Source organism: Aeromonas sobria (assembly GCF_000820145.1).
Lineage (GTDB): Bacteria > Pseudomonadota > Gammaproteobacteria > Enterobacterales > Aeromonadaceae > Aeromonas > Aeromonas sobria.
Genome location: NZ_CDBW01000017.1, coordinates 191,607 through 205,802, shown reverse-complemented (window position 1 = coordinate 205,802; position 14,196 = coordinate 191,607). Strand labels below are relative to the sequence as shown.

Below are 14,196 nucleotides of genomic sequence, written 5' to 3'. Positions count from 1 at the left end.
TAAAAGCGGCTGCTAGTTACCGGCTTGTTACAAAAAAATAAAATCTCCTTATAATGGCCCAACCCCGACGCAGCACGCGCGGAAGGAACCGCAACCTCTCATAAAAATCGAAAAGGATGTACTCAATGAAGCACTTCGAGGTCAATTTCGACGGTCTGGTCGGCCCGACCCATAACTACGCCGGACTCTCTTACGGCAACGTTGCCTCCCAGAGCAATGCCCAGGAAGCCTCCAATCCGAAAGAGGCCGCCAAACAGGGGCTACGCAAGATGAAGGCGCTGACCGACCTTGGCATGACCCAGGGAGTTCTGGCGCCACAGGAGCGCCCCGATCTCGCCACCCTGCGCCGCCTCGGCTTCACCGGCAACGATGCCCGGGTGCTGGAGCAGGCCGCCAAACAGGCTCCCGCCGTGCTGGCAGCCTGCTATTCGGCCTCCAGCATGTGGACCGCCAACGCCGCCACTGTCTCCCCCAGTGCCGATACCCGGGATGGCCGCATTCACTTCACCCCTGCCAACCTGACCAACAAGTTTCACCGCTCCCTCGAGCCGGATGTCACCGGCCGCATCCTGCGCGCGGTGTTCAACAACGATCGCCACTTCAGCCACCACCTCCATCTGCCGGAAAATGATCATTTCGGCGACGAGGGGGCTGCCAACCACACTCGGCTCTGCCGCGCCTATGGCGAAGCGGGGGTTGAGCTGTTCGTCTATGGCCGCAGTGCCTTCGACCACTCCCGCCCGGCGCCAAAGCGCTACCCGGCTCGCCAGACACTGGAAGCGAGCCAGGCCATCGCCCGCCTGCACGGCCTGGGCGAGGAGAGCGTGGTGTTTATCCAGCAGAACCCGGAGGTCATCGATCAGGGGGTGTTTCACAACGACGTGATCGCGGTGGGCAACCAGAACGTACTGTTCTTCCATCAGCAGGCTTTCCTATCCACCGATGAGGTGCTGGCCGAGATCAGCGGCAAGTTTGGCGAAGGAGATCTGCACTTTATCGAAGTGCCGACCGCCGAGGTCTCGGTGCTGGATGCGGTGAAATCCTACCTGTTCAACACCCAGATCCTCACCCTGCCCAATGGCGAGATGGCGATCATTGCCCCCACCGAGTGCCGCGACAATCCGGCGGTCTCGGCCTATCTCGACAAGCTGCTGACGCAGGACACCCCGATCAAGGCTGTGCACTACATGGATGTAAAACAGAGCATGCGCAATGGTGGCGGCCCGGCCTGCCTGCGGCTGCGGGTTGCCATGAACGACGCCGAGCTCGCCGCCGTCAATCCGGCCTGCCTTATCAACGACCGCCAGTTCGCCCGCCTCGACAACTGGGCCGATCGCCACTACCGCGACCGTCTGAGCCTCGATGACCTGCGGGATCCGTCACTGGTGCAGGAGTCCCGCAGCGCGCTGGACGAGCTGACCCAGATCCTCAAACTCGGATCCATCTATCCGTTCCAGCGCTAAATGTGATGCCCGAAAAGACCGCCGACACTGGCGGTCTTCTGCTATTGGCCTCCTCTTCACCACGTTCGCCAAGCTGTACTGTGCGGGTTTGCGCAGAAAATCAGCTTACAACTAGCTGATAAGTTTGAATTTTGAGCTTGCTGTATCAAAAAACAACGAACAGTCATTTTTTACTGTCATATCAGCCTGTCAGGGGTTCACAAACGCTGGGGATCTGCTAGTATGCGCCTCGCACTTGGGGAGGGGTTCCCGAGCGGCCAAAGGGATCAGACTGTAAATCTGACGGCTCTGCCTTCGAAGGTTCGAATCCTTCTCCCTCCACCATTCAAGTGCGAAAGTAGTGACAATCAGGAAATACCCCGTGGAGGGGTTCCCGAGCGGCCAAAGGGATCAGACTGTAAATCTGACGGCTCTGCCTTCGAAGGTTCGAATCCTTCTCCCTCCACCATTTTCCAGATTGATATGGCCGAATAACATATGCTTTACCCCTGTGGAGGGGTTCCCGAGCGGCCAAAGGGATCAGACTGTAAATCTGACGGCTCTGCCTTCGAAGGTTCGAATCCTTCTCCCTCCACCATCATTCAAGAAAACCCGGCCTCGCGCCGGGCTTTCGCTTTCTGCCATCCTCCTGATTTTTCCCGACCTTGTCAGATTTGACAGTTGTAACTGCATCCAATATCGCTGATTGTGGCAGCATCAACATCAGAGTATTCACATCATGTTTGAAGTCTGGGACGAGCATGGCCATGCAACCGGTCTGACACTGCAGGCGCTCAAAGTCAGAATCAGCAACGACTATCAGGGCGAGCTGATGGTGCGCTACAGCAACAAGCTGGGGCTCCCCACGACCCTCTTTCTGACCATCCATCAAGGTGTTGCCTATCAGCGCTTCAAAGCCGGCTCGCCAAAACTGGACTGGGAGTGGCTGGCCACCGCAGGCAATGGCCACAGCCCCCGCAATTTTATGAGTGAACAGTTCCACTTACTCCAGTTCTCCCTCGATAACTGAGTGCCCATCTCTCTCGCTCAATAACGTCAACTCACCGATGATTTGCTGTAATTGGGCACGAAACCTTGTTAGCTCATCAGTACAAGCTGGCGCTCCAAACTGGCGGATTTTTTCTTCCAATTGCCATGCCTGCTCAGCCAGCTGCGGCGCCATCATCATACTGATGGTTCCCGCCTGACGATGTACCCAGTTGGCCAATCCATTGTCATCGAGTGGCTCCTGTGCCATCGACTGTTCAAGCTCCTGGCGAAAAAGCGGAAACATCTGCCGCAACTTGTCACCTTGCCCAAAGAATGCCGCCATGGCCGCTACATCAATCAAGGTTGGCGCGGGTAAGATTTGCCACTTCTGCAACATCTGACGCAGCGCATCCTGCAGCACTGGTTTGCCCAACAGATCGTCCATACCGGCAGCAAAACAGCGCGTAGCCTGCTCCGGCAGCACATTGGCCGTCATGGCGATGATCAGCAGCCGCTCGCCTGTTTCTGCAGTCCGTATCCTGCGGGTGAACTCATAACCATCCATCACCGGCATCTGGCAGTCACAGAGCACCAGATCATAGGAGTGCTGCGCGACCATCTCGAGGGCTTGCTGGCCGTGATCTGCCAGATCACAACTCAGCTCAAGCTGCCTGAGCTGACGTATCACTAACGACTGGTTGAGGGGATTATCTTCCACCAGCAATACCCGATAGGGCAGCATGGGCGCGCCCTGTGCGCTCTTTCGCATCGATTGCGGTGCAGGATCATCGTTCAAGCCCAGCTGGCGATAACAGACCTCCCGCACCGCATGCCAGGTCATGGGGTTGCTGTTAAGCAGATAATGCCCCTCATCACAGCGATAGCCGAGGGGGGTCGCCAGCGGCAGCACCCGGATGCTCCCCTCAGCCGCCAGCTCATGGTCACTGAAACGCAACCGGGCATCACCAAACTGCGACGTTCGCATCACCCCCAGTGCATCGAGATGCAACAGCAGGGTGTGGCACAGCTTCTCGTCATGCAGATCGATGTAGGCTTGCACACCGTTGAGACGAAGATCCGGCTCTCTCTGTGCCAAGACGGGCAGAGTGACCGTCAGGGTGATGAAAGTGCCAAGTCCTGGGGCACTCTCCAGCCGGATCTCGCCCCCCATCAAGGTGGCCAGGGTCTGGCAGATACTCAGCCCCAGGCCAGTACCACCATAACTGCGGGTGGTGGAGCTCTCCGCCTGCTCAAAGGCATTGAAGATCCGGCCAAGCGCCTCGGGGCTCATGCCAATACCGCTGTCGCGCACGCCAAACCGCAGTTGTTGCTGCCCCTCCCCTTGCGCCAGCAGTTGCACCGAGATCTCGATAAAGCCCCGCTCGGTGAACTTGATGGCATTGCTGACAAAGTTGAAGAGGATCTGGCGCAGACGCAGCACATCACCGCTCACCCGGGCCGCCACACCGGCATCCGCCCACAGATAGACGCGCAACCCCTTGCGGTGCACCTCGCTCACCGTCATGGTCAGCACACTGTCGAGCAGCTCCCGGACAAGAAACGGAGCTTGTTCGAGCTGCATCTTGCCCGCCTCCAGCTTGGCGAAGTCGAGCACGTTGTCGATCAGCGCATGCAGCCCCTGGGCACCGCGGTTGATGACCTCCACCATCTGGCGCTGATCCAGGGTCAACTCGGTAAAGGTGAGCTGTTCCGCCATACCGACGATGCCATTCATCGGAGTGCGAATTTCGTGGCTCATGGTGGCCAGAAACTCCCCTTTCTGGGTGGCGGCAGACTCCGCCCTGGCCTTGGCTCTGGCCAGTGCGGCCTCAACCTGATGACGACGGACTATCTCCTGACGCAGCCGCCAGTAAGCCACCGACAGCACCAGAATAAAGAGCGTGATCGCCACCCCGGCGGGCAGCAAAGTGCGCAACAGTTTTGCTCGGGGGATCCCCTCGCTATAGTTCAGCGCCAGCCAGCTATTGCGGATCTGGCGCTTCTCCTTGTCGCTCATGCTGGCAAACACCCGATTGACCAAGGGCAGCAAGGGGGCGTAAGGCTCACGTACTGCAACGGCCAGCTCATCCTTGAAGGGAGTGGGCGCGGCAATATGGAGTCGGTCATCAAACTGCTCGGTGATAAGACGGGAGACCACCACCAGATTGCCGATATAGGCATCCCCCTCCCCTGCAGCGACACGGGCGAGCCCCTCGCTGGCATGGCGGGTCGTGGTCAGTTCAAGATCAGGCACCAGTGCCCTGAGCTGGGGGATCAGCATGCTGTCGGTCAGCAGCAGCTTTTTGCCAGCCAGATCGGAGAGATCCCCGATCGGCAGGCTGCCGCGCGCCGTCACCAGTACCATAGGGAATGATGCGAAGGGCTCGCTGGCATGCCACCCAACCAGTCGCTCGATGATGCGGGTGGGCAATACCGCCAGATCCACATCGTGATGCAGCAGCAACTGCTGCAGATCGGGCCAGCCCTGCACCGGCACACGGCTGTATGCCAGCCCCAGCGTCTCTTGCAGCACGTCCAGATAATCCACCATCAAGCCGACCGGATTGCCACCCTCATCGTGATAAGAGAAGGGCACCCAGCCGGGGATCAATCCCAGCTTTAGCTGTGGCAGCATCGAGAGCCAGGCTCGCTCATCAGGGCGCAGCAAGAAATTGCTGTGCCCCATGAAGTTGGGCTCCAGGCTCTCCCCCAGCCAGCGTTTCTCCAGTTCACTGCGCGCCTCGACCGTCAGCGCCTGAATGGCAGTATCAAGCCGGATAGCAAGGGAGTGTTTCTGGCTGGCGACGCCAAGATGCAGGGTTTCCATCAACAAGGGAGACTGGGCGACCACCGCCAACGCCGGGTGACGCTCGATAAACAGATTGGCCACATGGAGGTTGCCGATATAGGCATCTGCCCGACCTTGTTCAACCGCCTGCAATGCGCGGTGCGTATCGACAAAGAGCCGGGGTGTGACATTCGGATAATGCAGCTTGTCCAGCTTCTTGGTATAAGGGTTGTAGGCCAGCTTCTGCGGCGTGCTCATCCAGTTGTCCCCGCCGGTCGGCTGTACATAGAAAGCCTCGGTCGGGATCTGGGCGGTCACCGTGACCTGATGCTCAATACGTTCGGCAGCCATCAGATTGGCCGACACCAGCATTGCCAGAGGCGCAGCTATCCATACTTTCATCACTCTCTCCTCTCTCGGATATAAGAAACATCAGTGACCAATCACCATGTTTCTGCTCTTGTCACCCTCAATCAGTTCAAACCGATAAAGGTGATCGCTCTTTTTCATCAGTTGCTTCTGCATATTTGGCAACAGATGGATTTTGCTTGGGGTGGAACAGTTTTTTTCCGCCCATCGCACTCTTCAAAAAAATCCAGCACTACGGTGGCATTGCCTTTATTCACGACAGTGGTCATGGTGTCTGTCTTTATAAATTGGGTATCAAAATGATTCTCTTTTGGCATCACGAAAATAATGGCACCAAAGCCAGTTAATATATTTACCCCGGCCGAGACTTGCTGTTGATTCTCCTGAACCGCATTGGCATCCAGATCGAACCCATCCTCCTGTTTTGGCAACACAGGAATAAAACGGACCCTGAAATAGCGCTCCTTGTCCCGCTCTCCCATAAACAGCAGCCGGGTCGCCTGCACCCCGTTGGCCGGAATAATCATGCGGGACGGGCTGGCAATCAGCGTCCGGCGCCCCTCGGTCAGCTCTGCTGACTCCTGCGGTTGGCCCGCCGCATCGTAGGTGATCTCGTGAATGGCAACCTTGACGAAGGCGGTCGCATCACCCTGATTACGAATGCGCTTCAAATAGGTGCTCTGCTGGCCAGACATATAGTCATAAAGCGTACCTATGCTGATTTCGGCCGATGCCAGCGCGTTGCCGCTGAATATCAGCGACAAGATAAAATATATTTTCTTCATGACGATTCCAGACTGGTTTTTACATGCAGTGGTTTGTCTTATCAGAATAATTGATTAGAAAAATACAAACTGGCTGCATATCACTGGGGCCAGTCTATTTATAACCAGAGGGGAAGTTAATCAGAATAGTCCTATATTGACTTGGCAGATTCGACCACATTATCAGAGGATTCCTACAGAGCGTCCTCCCGCCCCTCCTGTATTATGGGCAACCATATCCGTCAACAGGTGAGTGCCATGTTTGCGTTCAAAGAAGAGTTTCCGGTCAGTAACGTGGCATCCCTGACGACAGCGGACATTGCCGTGCCCTTTTACCAGCCCATCGTGGATCGAGACCATCTGGTCATCGGCTTTGAAGTGCTGGCCAGACGCTGGGATCCCGAGCGCCAATGCTATCAGGGGATCGACTTTCCCTCTCTCAGCGGTGACGAGTCCCTGCATGTGGATATCGTGATGCTCAGGGCCATCCTGCGCGACTTGCCAGCACTGGCGAAAGGGAAGTCCTGCATGCTCTCCATCAACCTCAATCCGGCGCTGGGTTGTGCTACCTATCAGAACCTGTTGCTGCTGGTACTGCTGCAAGCCCGCAAGCTGGATATCGCAATCTGGTTCGAAGTGGTGGAGTACGCTCCGCTACAGCGCAAGGAGCGGTCTCTTATCGAAGTACTGCGCAGCCACGGTGCTCATATCGCCTGCGATGACTTTGGCACCCAGGAGTGCAATTTTCAGCGAGTGATGGCGCTCCCCTACGAGATCATCAAGCTGGATCGCTCCCTGCTGCTGCAAGCGGCCAAGAGTAGCCATGCCTTGCGCATGCTGACCGGACTGGTGGAGTACCTGCAGCGGCTCGGCATGAAGGTGGTGTGCGAAGGGGTAGAAAACCAGACCCATATCGAGATAGCCAACCGCCTCGGTTGTGACTATCAGCAGGGTTACGCCTACGCCATACCTTCCCCCCTCTCCCGTTGGGCCTGATCGGCGCTATTTCATATCGGCGTCCTATCGGCTCGCGCAGCCAATGATTTGCTGCCAAATTGCATGATGACGTGGGGGCGAGTACAATCTCGCACCCCGAATATCTGGTGCACCTTCTGTAGATAGGCCCCGGATATGCCGTCATCGGGTCGCGCGGCATTGAGCCTCCTCTCGGAGGGTCATCTTGCACCGCTACTCAACCACTACGATGCCATCAGGTGGCATCGTCCTGATTTGCAATCAGATATAAAGAGTCCGCCATGTTTAAACCAGAATTGCTCTCCCCCGCAGGTTCCCTCAAGAACATGCGTTACGCCTATGCCTATGGCGCCGATGCTGTCTATGCCGGCCAGCCCCGCTACAGCCTGCGGGTGCGCAACAACGAATTCGATCACGAAAACCTGCAGCTGGGCATCAACGAAGCCCATGCGCTGGGCAAGCAGTTCTATGTGGTGGCCAACATCCAGCCCCACAACTCCAAGCTCAAGACCTTTATCCGCGATATGCGCCCTGTGGTGGAGATGAAGCCGGATGCGCTGATCATGTCCGACCCCGGTCTCATCATGATGATGCGCGAAGCCTTCCCGGATATGCCGGTTCACCTCTCGGTGCAGGCCAACGCGGTCAACTGGGCCACGGTGAAGTTCTGGCATCAGATGGGCCTGACCCGCGCCATCCTCTCCCGTGAGCTGTCGCTGGACGAGATCGAAGAGATCCGCATGCAGGTGCCGGAGATGGAGCTGGAAGTGTTCGTCCACGGCGCTCTGTGCATGGCCTACTCCGGCCGCTGCCTGCTCTCCGGCTACATCAACAAGCGTGATCCTAACCAGGGCACCTGCACCAACTCCTGCCGCTGGGAGTACAAGGTGCACGAAGGTAAAGAAGATGACGTGGGCCAGATCGTCCACCGTCAGGAGCCCATCGCCATTCGCCCGGACAACACGCTAGGCCTTGGCAAACCGACCGATGCGCTGGTGCTGCTGGAAGAGTCCAACCGCCCGGGCGAGTACATGAGCGCGTTCGAGGACGAGCACGGCACCTACATCATGAACTCCAAGGACTTGCGCGCGGTCGAGCACGTTGAGCGACTGACCAAGATGGGCGTTCACTCACTGAAAATCGAAGGCCGTACCAAGTCCTTCTACTACTGCGCCCGTACCGCTCAGGTCTACCGCAAGGCCATCGACGATGCAGTGGCGGGCCGTCCGTTCGATCGCAGCCTGATGGGCACCCTCGAAAATCTGGCCCACCGCGGCTACACCGAGGGCTTCCTGCGCCGTCACAACCACAGCGAGTACCAGAACTACGACTACGGCTACTCCGTCTCCGACACCCAGCAGTTTGTCGGCGAGATCACCGGTCGTAACGGCGACATGGTCGAGGTCGAGGTGAAGAACAAGTTCCTGGTGGGCAACAGCCTGGAGCTGATGACCCCGCAGGGCAACCTCAGCTTCAATCTGGAGCAGATGCAGAACCGCAAGGGCGAGCTGATTGATACCGCGCCGGGCAACGGCCACGTGGTCTATGTACCTGTGCCGAAAGAAGTTGACGTCAACTTCGGCATCCTGCTGCGCAATCTCGGCGAGCGTCAGGATACCCGTCAGCCTCATTCGGCCGCTTGAAATGTCACTGCTCATCACCGACAAGTGCATCAACTGTGACATGTGCGATCCCGAGTGCCCCAACCAGGCCATCACGCTTGGCGAGGAGATCTACGAGATCGACCCCAGTCGCTGCACCGAGTGCGTCGGTCACTATGAGAAACCGACCTGTATCAGCGTCTGCCCTATCGATTGCATCATCTGGGATCCCGCTCATGTGGAAACGGAAGATCAGCTGATGGAGAAGTTTGTGCGGATGCACAGGCAGTAACTCCGGCATCAGCGCCTGCTCTACATGGACTGCATCTTCCGGGATCCCGCCCATGTGAAAACCGACGATCAGCTGATGGAGAAGTTCGTGCGGATGCACCGGCAGTAGCGGATACACAGACGGTAAAACGAAAAAAGGCCGAGCAATCGGCCTTTTTTGATCCTGCGTTCAGTGGCAGGCTATCACTTACCGACCAGCCGGATCTGCTGATCCAGCTCGCGCTGGGCCTCCAGCATCTTGGTCTGGGACTCCTCCAGCTTGGCCTGCTGCTTGGCAATTTTCTCCGGCTTGCCACTCACTCTTGCCTCCTGCAACTCGAGCAGACGCTCGTCCACCTCGCCACGCAGCTTGTGAACTCGCTCTTTCTGTTCCTTGAGCAGCCCCTCGTCGGTGCAGTTGGCCTTGATATTGCGCGCGGCCTGCTCCAGCCCGGCGGTCTGTCCGGCATTGTTATGTGCTTTGGCAAACACCAGCTGGTCGTTGACGGCCTGCAGATGCGCCTTGCAACCGACCGCTTCACTGCCAGAGGCCTGACCCGCCAACAGTAGCAACCCTATTCCCACCACTTTCCACATCTCGATTCACCCGGTCATGTTTGCGAACTGACAATAAGAACCGCGTTCCGCCCACGGGTCAAGCAAGCAGGGAAAAGGTGCGACAGAAGTTGTGCAACATCACGCAATCGTCACCCGATTGGTTCTACAATGACGCTTTTTAGGATCAGGAGTCTCTTATGAATCAACAGATTGTGGTGATTGCCAACGGCGCACCCTACGGCAGCGAATCCCTGTTCAACGCCCTGCGTCTCGCTATCGCCCTTAACGAACAGGGTGGCGCCAGCCTGAAGTTGTTCCTGATGTCCGATGCGGTGAACGCGGCACTGGCCGGTCAGGCTCCGGCTGAAGGGTACAACCTGCGCCAGATGCTGGAGATCCTGCTGGCTCAAGGGGTCACCATCCGCCTGTGCAAGACCTGCACCGATGCCCGTGGCATCACAGCCCTGCCGCTGATCGAGGGGATTGAGGTCGGTACCCTGCCGATGCTGGCCCAGTGGACCCTGGCCGCCGACAAGGTGCTGACCTTCTGATCACAACCTCCGGATCTCTTGCCTCTTTAGCCCTCATCTGACCCTCCATGTCCCCCGCCACGCGGGGGCATTGCGCGCGCCGCCAGTCTCACTGACTACACTATCAATTGAGACTCTTTCTTGCTTGTCCCACCTCACGGACAGCGTAATGCCCAGTCATAGACCGAGGACGACGATGAATCCGACCGAACAGACCCTGCTTGAACAGATGAGGATCACCGAATTCGAGATTGCCCATCGCAAGGAGTTATTGCTGCTCAATGAACAGGATGTAGTACGGCTGGCAAGCTATTGCAGCAAGATAGAACCACGGATCGATGCCCTGGTCGATCGCTTCTACCAGCAACAGACGGCCATCACCGAAATCGCCCTGCTGATCGGGGATGCCGACACCCTCATCCGGTTACGCACCGCGCAACGGCGTTATGTGCTCGATCTCTTCAGCGGCCATTACGATCTGGAGTACGTCAACAACCGGCTGCGGATCGGGCTGGTTCACAAGCGGATCGGGGTCGAACCCAAGCTCTATCTGGCCGCCATCAACACCCTCAAGGCCCTGCTGATCGAGGATATTTTCGAGCAGATCCACGATGAACCGGAGCGCCTCGTCATGCTGGCCGCACTGGACAAGCTCTTTCTGTTCGACATCACCCTGGTCTTTGAAACCTACATTCGCAGTCTGGTGTCGGAAATAGAGTCCTCCAGAGAGAAGTCAGAGAACTATGCCAAGAGTCTGGAGCAGAAAGTACGCGAACGGACCAGGCAGCTGGAGGAGCTGAACCGCACCGATGCCCTGACCGGATTGCTCAACGTTCGCCACCTCAACGAGCTGTTGCTGTTGAGCCTGCGCACCTGTCAGCGCCGTGCCGAACCCATGACCCTCGCCTATCTCGATATCGACAACTTCAAGCAAATCAACGATACCGAAGGACACCAGCGCGGCGACGAGATCCTGCGTATCGTCGGCCACTGCATCCGTCAGGTCTTTCGCGCCGAAGACAGCTGCTTTCGTTATGGCGGAGACGAGTTCTGCCTGATCCTGCCCAACTGCAACGAGAGTCAGGCGCGGGATATCTATCTCAAACGATTGGTCAACACCGTCAAGGAACAGTTGGGCAATCTCACCCTCAGCATCGGCATAGTGCAGACCGGGCCGGAGCACTACGACGACGGGCTAAACCTGATCCGGCTGGCAGACGAGAGGATGTACGCAGCCAAGAAAGCGCTCAAAGAAAAGACACCGGGTAGCACTCACTGAACATTCAGCATCAAGGATCCCTGCGTTAACCGGGTCAGTTCCGCTCCACCACAGACGTGGCCGCAGCGGGACGCTGTACTCTGGCCCCCCACTCATAAAGCACAAAAATCGCCACACAGAGCAGCGCCATCAGCACATAGAGCAGCTGGCCGCTCCACTGCTCGAGGATCCAGCCTCCCAGTAGGGCGCCTGCAGCCCCTCCCAACCCGGCCAGCGCGCTGGCACCAAAATAGCTCCCCTTGAGATGAGCGGGGGCCATCTGGTCGATCAGCACGTTGAGCAGAGGGAACAGAATGGTCTCGCCGATGCTGAGCAGCAGCACGGCGCCAAACCAGTGGCTGCGCACCGTCGGGTCTCCCAGCGCGAAGAGCAGCTGGGCCGCCAGAAACAGCGCCATACCGATATGAAGCCGCACCCGCACCGGCCAGCGCGACAGCAACCGCAGCAGCGGAAATTGCAGCAGCACCACGGTGAGGGCATTGGTCGCCACCAGCAGGGCAATCAGCTCGGCCACCTGCGGCATGCCAGCCCGGGTCAGGTATTGCACCAGCGGCGAGTGAAACTGGGAGTAGACCAGCACCATCAACAGGTTGGCCATCACCAGCAGCAGGAAGGCGCGATCCGCCAGCAACACCTTGATGGCATCCCGCAAGCCGGGGCCAGCCGTCCCCGGCTTGCCAGTGCTACCGGCCTGGCGAAATCCCCAGCCAAAGGCCAGCGCCAGCAGCAGATAGCTCACCACCAAAAACAGGAAGGTCTCCTGCTGGGCGTTGATCCCGAGGGTCACCCCGAGCAGCGGCCCCAGCGCGGCCCCCAGGTTGAGCAAAAAATAGCGCAGGTGCAGTGCCAGCTCCCGCGCCTTGGCCGAGGCCAGACTGTCAGCCATCAATGCCTTGCCGGGGGCATCGATGAGCCCCGACGAGAGGCCACTGCCCATCACCCCGATCCCGAGCCAGAACACAGTGTGCGAAAAACCGAGCAGGCCGAAACAGAGCATCGCCACCAGACAACCGGTCAGCAGTATGCTGCGCCGCCCGAAGCGATCAGAGAGCCAGCCGCCATAAAAACTCACCAGAGTGGAGAGGGCCATAGAGCCCCCCAGCAACAGGCCGATGAAGGTGGCCGACAGGTCATACTCCCGATAGAGCAGGATGGAGAGGAAGGGCCACACCATGTAGTAGCTGGTGCGCACCATGAAGGTGCCCAGAATGACGATCCAGACCAGCGGGGTAAAGTGCCTGAAGGTGCTCCATAACATAGCTATGCTCCATGACCCCGCAGCTGTTACCACAAGATCCTTCATTAAACGGGGAAAGCATTCAGTTGTAACAGAGGGCTTCAATAGAAACAACGCTCGCTCACCGACAAGGTGCAACCGGATGCAAAAAGGCCAGCCGGTGGGCATCGGCTGGCCTTTTTATCACGGGATTCCCCTCGGGCTAATGCCAGAGGGGTGGGCTTAGCGCCAGGGGCTCTGTTGCCACAGACGGCCCAATCCGGCTTCGAGCGCCTGAGCGCCCTGCTGCCCCAGCTTCTGGGCCAGGCTTTTTGGCTTGCGATAGCTGATGCCGATCACCTTGTGGTGGCTGGCCTGCGCCAGCAGGTAGTCATCGCTGGTGCAGAGGGTATCCACCAGCCCCAGCCCCTTGGCCTGACTCGCCAGCCAGTGCTCACCGGTCGTGACCTGATCGATATCGAGTTGCGGGCGGTGTTCGGCCACAAAGGCCTTGAAGCGCTCGTGGATCGCCGTCAGCTCCTCGCGAAACTTCTCGCGCCCCAGATCGTCGTTCTCACCGAACATGGTGATGGTGCGCTTGTACTGGCCGGCGGTGTGCATTTCAAATTCGATGTCGTGCTTTTTCAGCAACTTGTTGAAGTTCGGCAGCTGGGCGATCACCCCGATGGAGCCGACGATCGCAAAGGGGGCCGCCAGGATCTGATCCGCCACACAGGCCATCATGTAGCCGCCGCTCGCCGCCACCTTGTCGATGGCCACGGTGAGTTTGATGTCACGATCGCGCAGCCGCTGCAACTGGGAGGCAGCCAAGCCGTAACCGTGCACCACGCCGCCACCGGATTCGAGCCGCAGCAGCACCTCGTCGCCGGGCTGGGCCACGCCGATCACCGCGCTCACCTCCTCGCGCAGGGAGGCCACCTCTTTGGCATCCATGCTGCCGTTGAAATCGATCACGAACAGGCGGCTGCGCTCATCACCCGCCTTGGCGCGCTTTTTCTGTTCCTCTTTCTGCTGCTTTTCCAGCACCTTGCGCTCGGCCTTGCTGGCCAGCGCGCTCTTGAGCGCAAACTGCCCCTGCTCCAGCTCGCTCGAAAGATCGGTCACCACCAGCTCTCCCTTGCGCGCTTTCGGCTGGCGGCTGCTGACGATCATCAGGATGATGGCGCCGATGGCCAGCAGGAAAGTCACTGTCTTGGCCAGAAACAGGCCGTATTCGGTCAGAAATGTCACGATGGACTCCAGAATGGATCGGTTTTCGTCACATTCTAGGGAGTTTGGCGGATGCGCGCAAAAAATCGCAGTCAGCGTGCCGAAAAACCAACTGTACCATCACAACCTCTCTATTTTGTTCACATTTTTCTTGTCGCTAGCTGGTCAAACAGGCGCGCGGATC

The 14,196-nt window shown here is 58.2% G+C and carries 11 protein-coding genes, 3 tRNA genes and 2 pseudogenes; 11 read left to right on the top strand and 5 right to left on the bottom strand.

The window, feature by feature from the left end:
- Positions 1-125 precede the first annotated feature (125 nt).
- The 5 genes from astB (at position 126) to BN1135_RS09550 (ending at position 2,472) form a co-directional block, all read left to right on the top strand.
- On the top strand, positions 126-1,463 hold the full coding sequence (gene astB / locus BN1135_RS09570) for an N-succinylarginine dihydrolase (RefSeq protein ID WP_042020600.1): 1,338 nt from the start codon (positions 126-128) through the stop codon (positions 1,461-1,463).
- 239 nt (positions 1,464-1,702) lie between these two features.
- Positions 1,703-1,787, top strand: a tRNA-Tyr gene (locus BN1135_RS09565).
- Between the two features lie 39 nt (positions 1,788-1,826).
- A tRNA-Tyr gene (locus BN1135_RS09560) sits at positions 1,827-1,911 on the top strand.
- Between the two features lie 44 nt (positions 1,912-1,955).
- Positions 1,956-2,040, top strand: a tRNA-Tyr gene (locus BN1135_RS09555).
- 141 nt (positions 2,041-2,181) lie between these two features.
- Positions 2,182-2,472 (top strand): hypothetical protein, encoded by a 291-nt coding sequence (locus BN1135_RS09550; RefSeq protein WP_042020598.1) that lies wholly within the window; start codon positions 2,182-2,184, stop codon positions 2,470-2,472.
- Here BN1135_RS09550 and BN1135_RS09545 read toward each other — a convergent pair.
- Both BN1135_RS09545 and BN1135_RS09540 read right to left on the bottom strand, forming a co-directional pair.
- Positions 2,446-5,622 (bottom strand): CS1 type fimbrial major subunit, encoded by a 3,177-nt coding sequence (locus BN1135_RS09545; protein ID WP_189987084.1) that lies wholly within the window; start codon positions 5,620-5,622, stop codon positions 2,446-2,448. The genes BN1135_RS09550 and BN1135_RS09545 overlap by 27 nt on opposite strands.
- Before the next feature lie 30 nt (positions 5,623-5,652).
- Positions 5,653-6,374: pseudogene (locus BN1135_RS09540) on the bottom strand (hypothetical protein).
- A gap of 237 nt (positions 6,375-6,611) precedes the next feature.
- Here BN1135_RS09540 and BN1135_RS09535 point away from each other — a divergent pair.
- The 4 genes and pseudogenes from BN1135_RS09535 to BN1135_RS22700 form a co-directional block, all read left to right on the top strand.
- Entirely contained in the window at positions 6,612-7,349 is a 738-nt protein-coding gene (locus BN1135_RS09535; RefSeq protein WP_042020778.1) for an EAL domain-containing protein, read from the top strand.
- Between the two features lie 260 nt (positions 7,350-7,609).
- Complete coding sequence (gene trhP / locus BN1135_RS09530) at positions 7,610-8,971, top strand: prephenate-dependent tRNA uridine(34) hydroxylase TrhP (RefSeq protein ID WP_042020596.1); 1,362 nt, start codon at positions 7,610-7,612, stop codon at positions 8,969-8,971.
- 1 nt (position 8,972) lies between these two features.
- Complete coding sequence (locus tag BN1135_RS09525) at positions 8,973-9,221, top strand: YfhL family 4Fe-4S dicluster ferredoxin (RefSeq protein ID WP_042020594.1); 249 nt, start codon at positions 8,973-8,975, stop codon at positions 9,219-9,221.
- A 24-nt stretch (positions 9,222-9,245) separates the two neighbouring features.
- Positions 9,246-9,329: pseudogene (locus BN1135_RS22700) on the top strand (YfhL family 4Fe-4S dicluster ferredoxin); the annotation flags it as partial.
- Between the two features lie 74 nt (positions 9,330-9,403).
- On the opposite strand, the gene BN1135_RS09520 reads toward BN1135_RS22700, so the two are convergent.
- Entirely contained in the window at positions 9,404-9,796 is a 393-nt protein-coding gene (locus BN1135_RS09520) for a DUF1090 domain-containing protein (protein WP_042020593.1), read from the bottom strand.
- A gap of 158 nt (positions 9,797-9,954) precedes the next feature.
- Here BN1135_RS09520 and BN1135_RS09515 point away from each other — a divergent pair, with 158 nt between their 5' ends.
- Positions 9,955-10,308 (top strand): DsrE/DsrF/TusD sulfur relay family protein, encoded by a 354-nt coding sequence (locus BN1135_RS09515; protein WP_042020592.1) that lies wholly within the window; start codon positions 9,955-9,957, stop codon positions 10,306-10,308.
- 175 nt (positions 10,309-10,483) lie between these two features.
- Positions 10,484-11,566: a diguanylate cyclase gene (locus BN1135_RS09510; protein WP_042020591.1), complete on the top strand. Its 1,083-nt coding sequence runs from the start codon at positions 10,484-10,486 to the stop codon at positions 11,564-11,566.
- A gap of 34 nt (positions 11,567-11,600) precedes the next feature.
- Here BN1135_RS09510 and BN1135_RS09505 read toward each other — a convergent pair whose 3' ends face one another.
- Together BN1135_RS09505 and sohB are read right to left on the bottom strand one after the other, a co-directional pair.
- Positions 11,601-12,869 carry an MFS transporter gene (locus BN1135_RS09505; RefSeq protein ID WP_263053671.1) on the bottom strand — a complete coding sequence of 423 codons (1,269 nt, stop codon included), beginning with the start codon at positions 12,867-12,869 and terminating at the stop codon, positions 11,601-11,603.
- Positions 12,870-13,025: 156 nt separating this feature from the next.
- Entirely contained in the window at positions 13,026-14,033 is a 1,008-nt protein-coding gene (gene sohB, locus BN1135_RS09500; RefSeq protein ID WP_042020589.1) for a protease SohB, read from the bottom strand.
- Positions 14,034-14,196 lie beyond the last annotated feature (163 nt).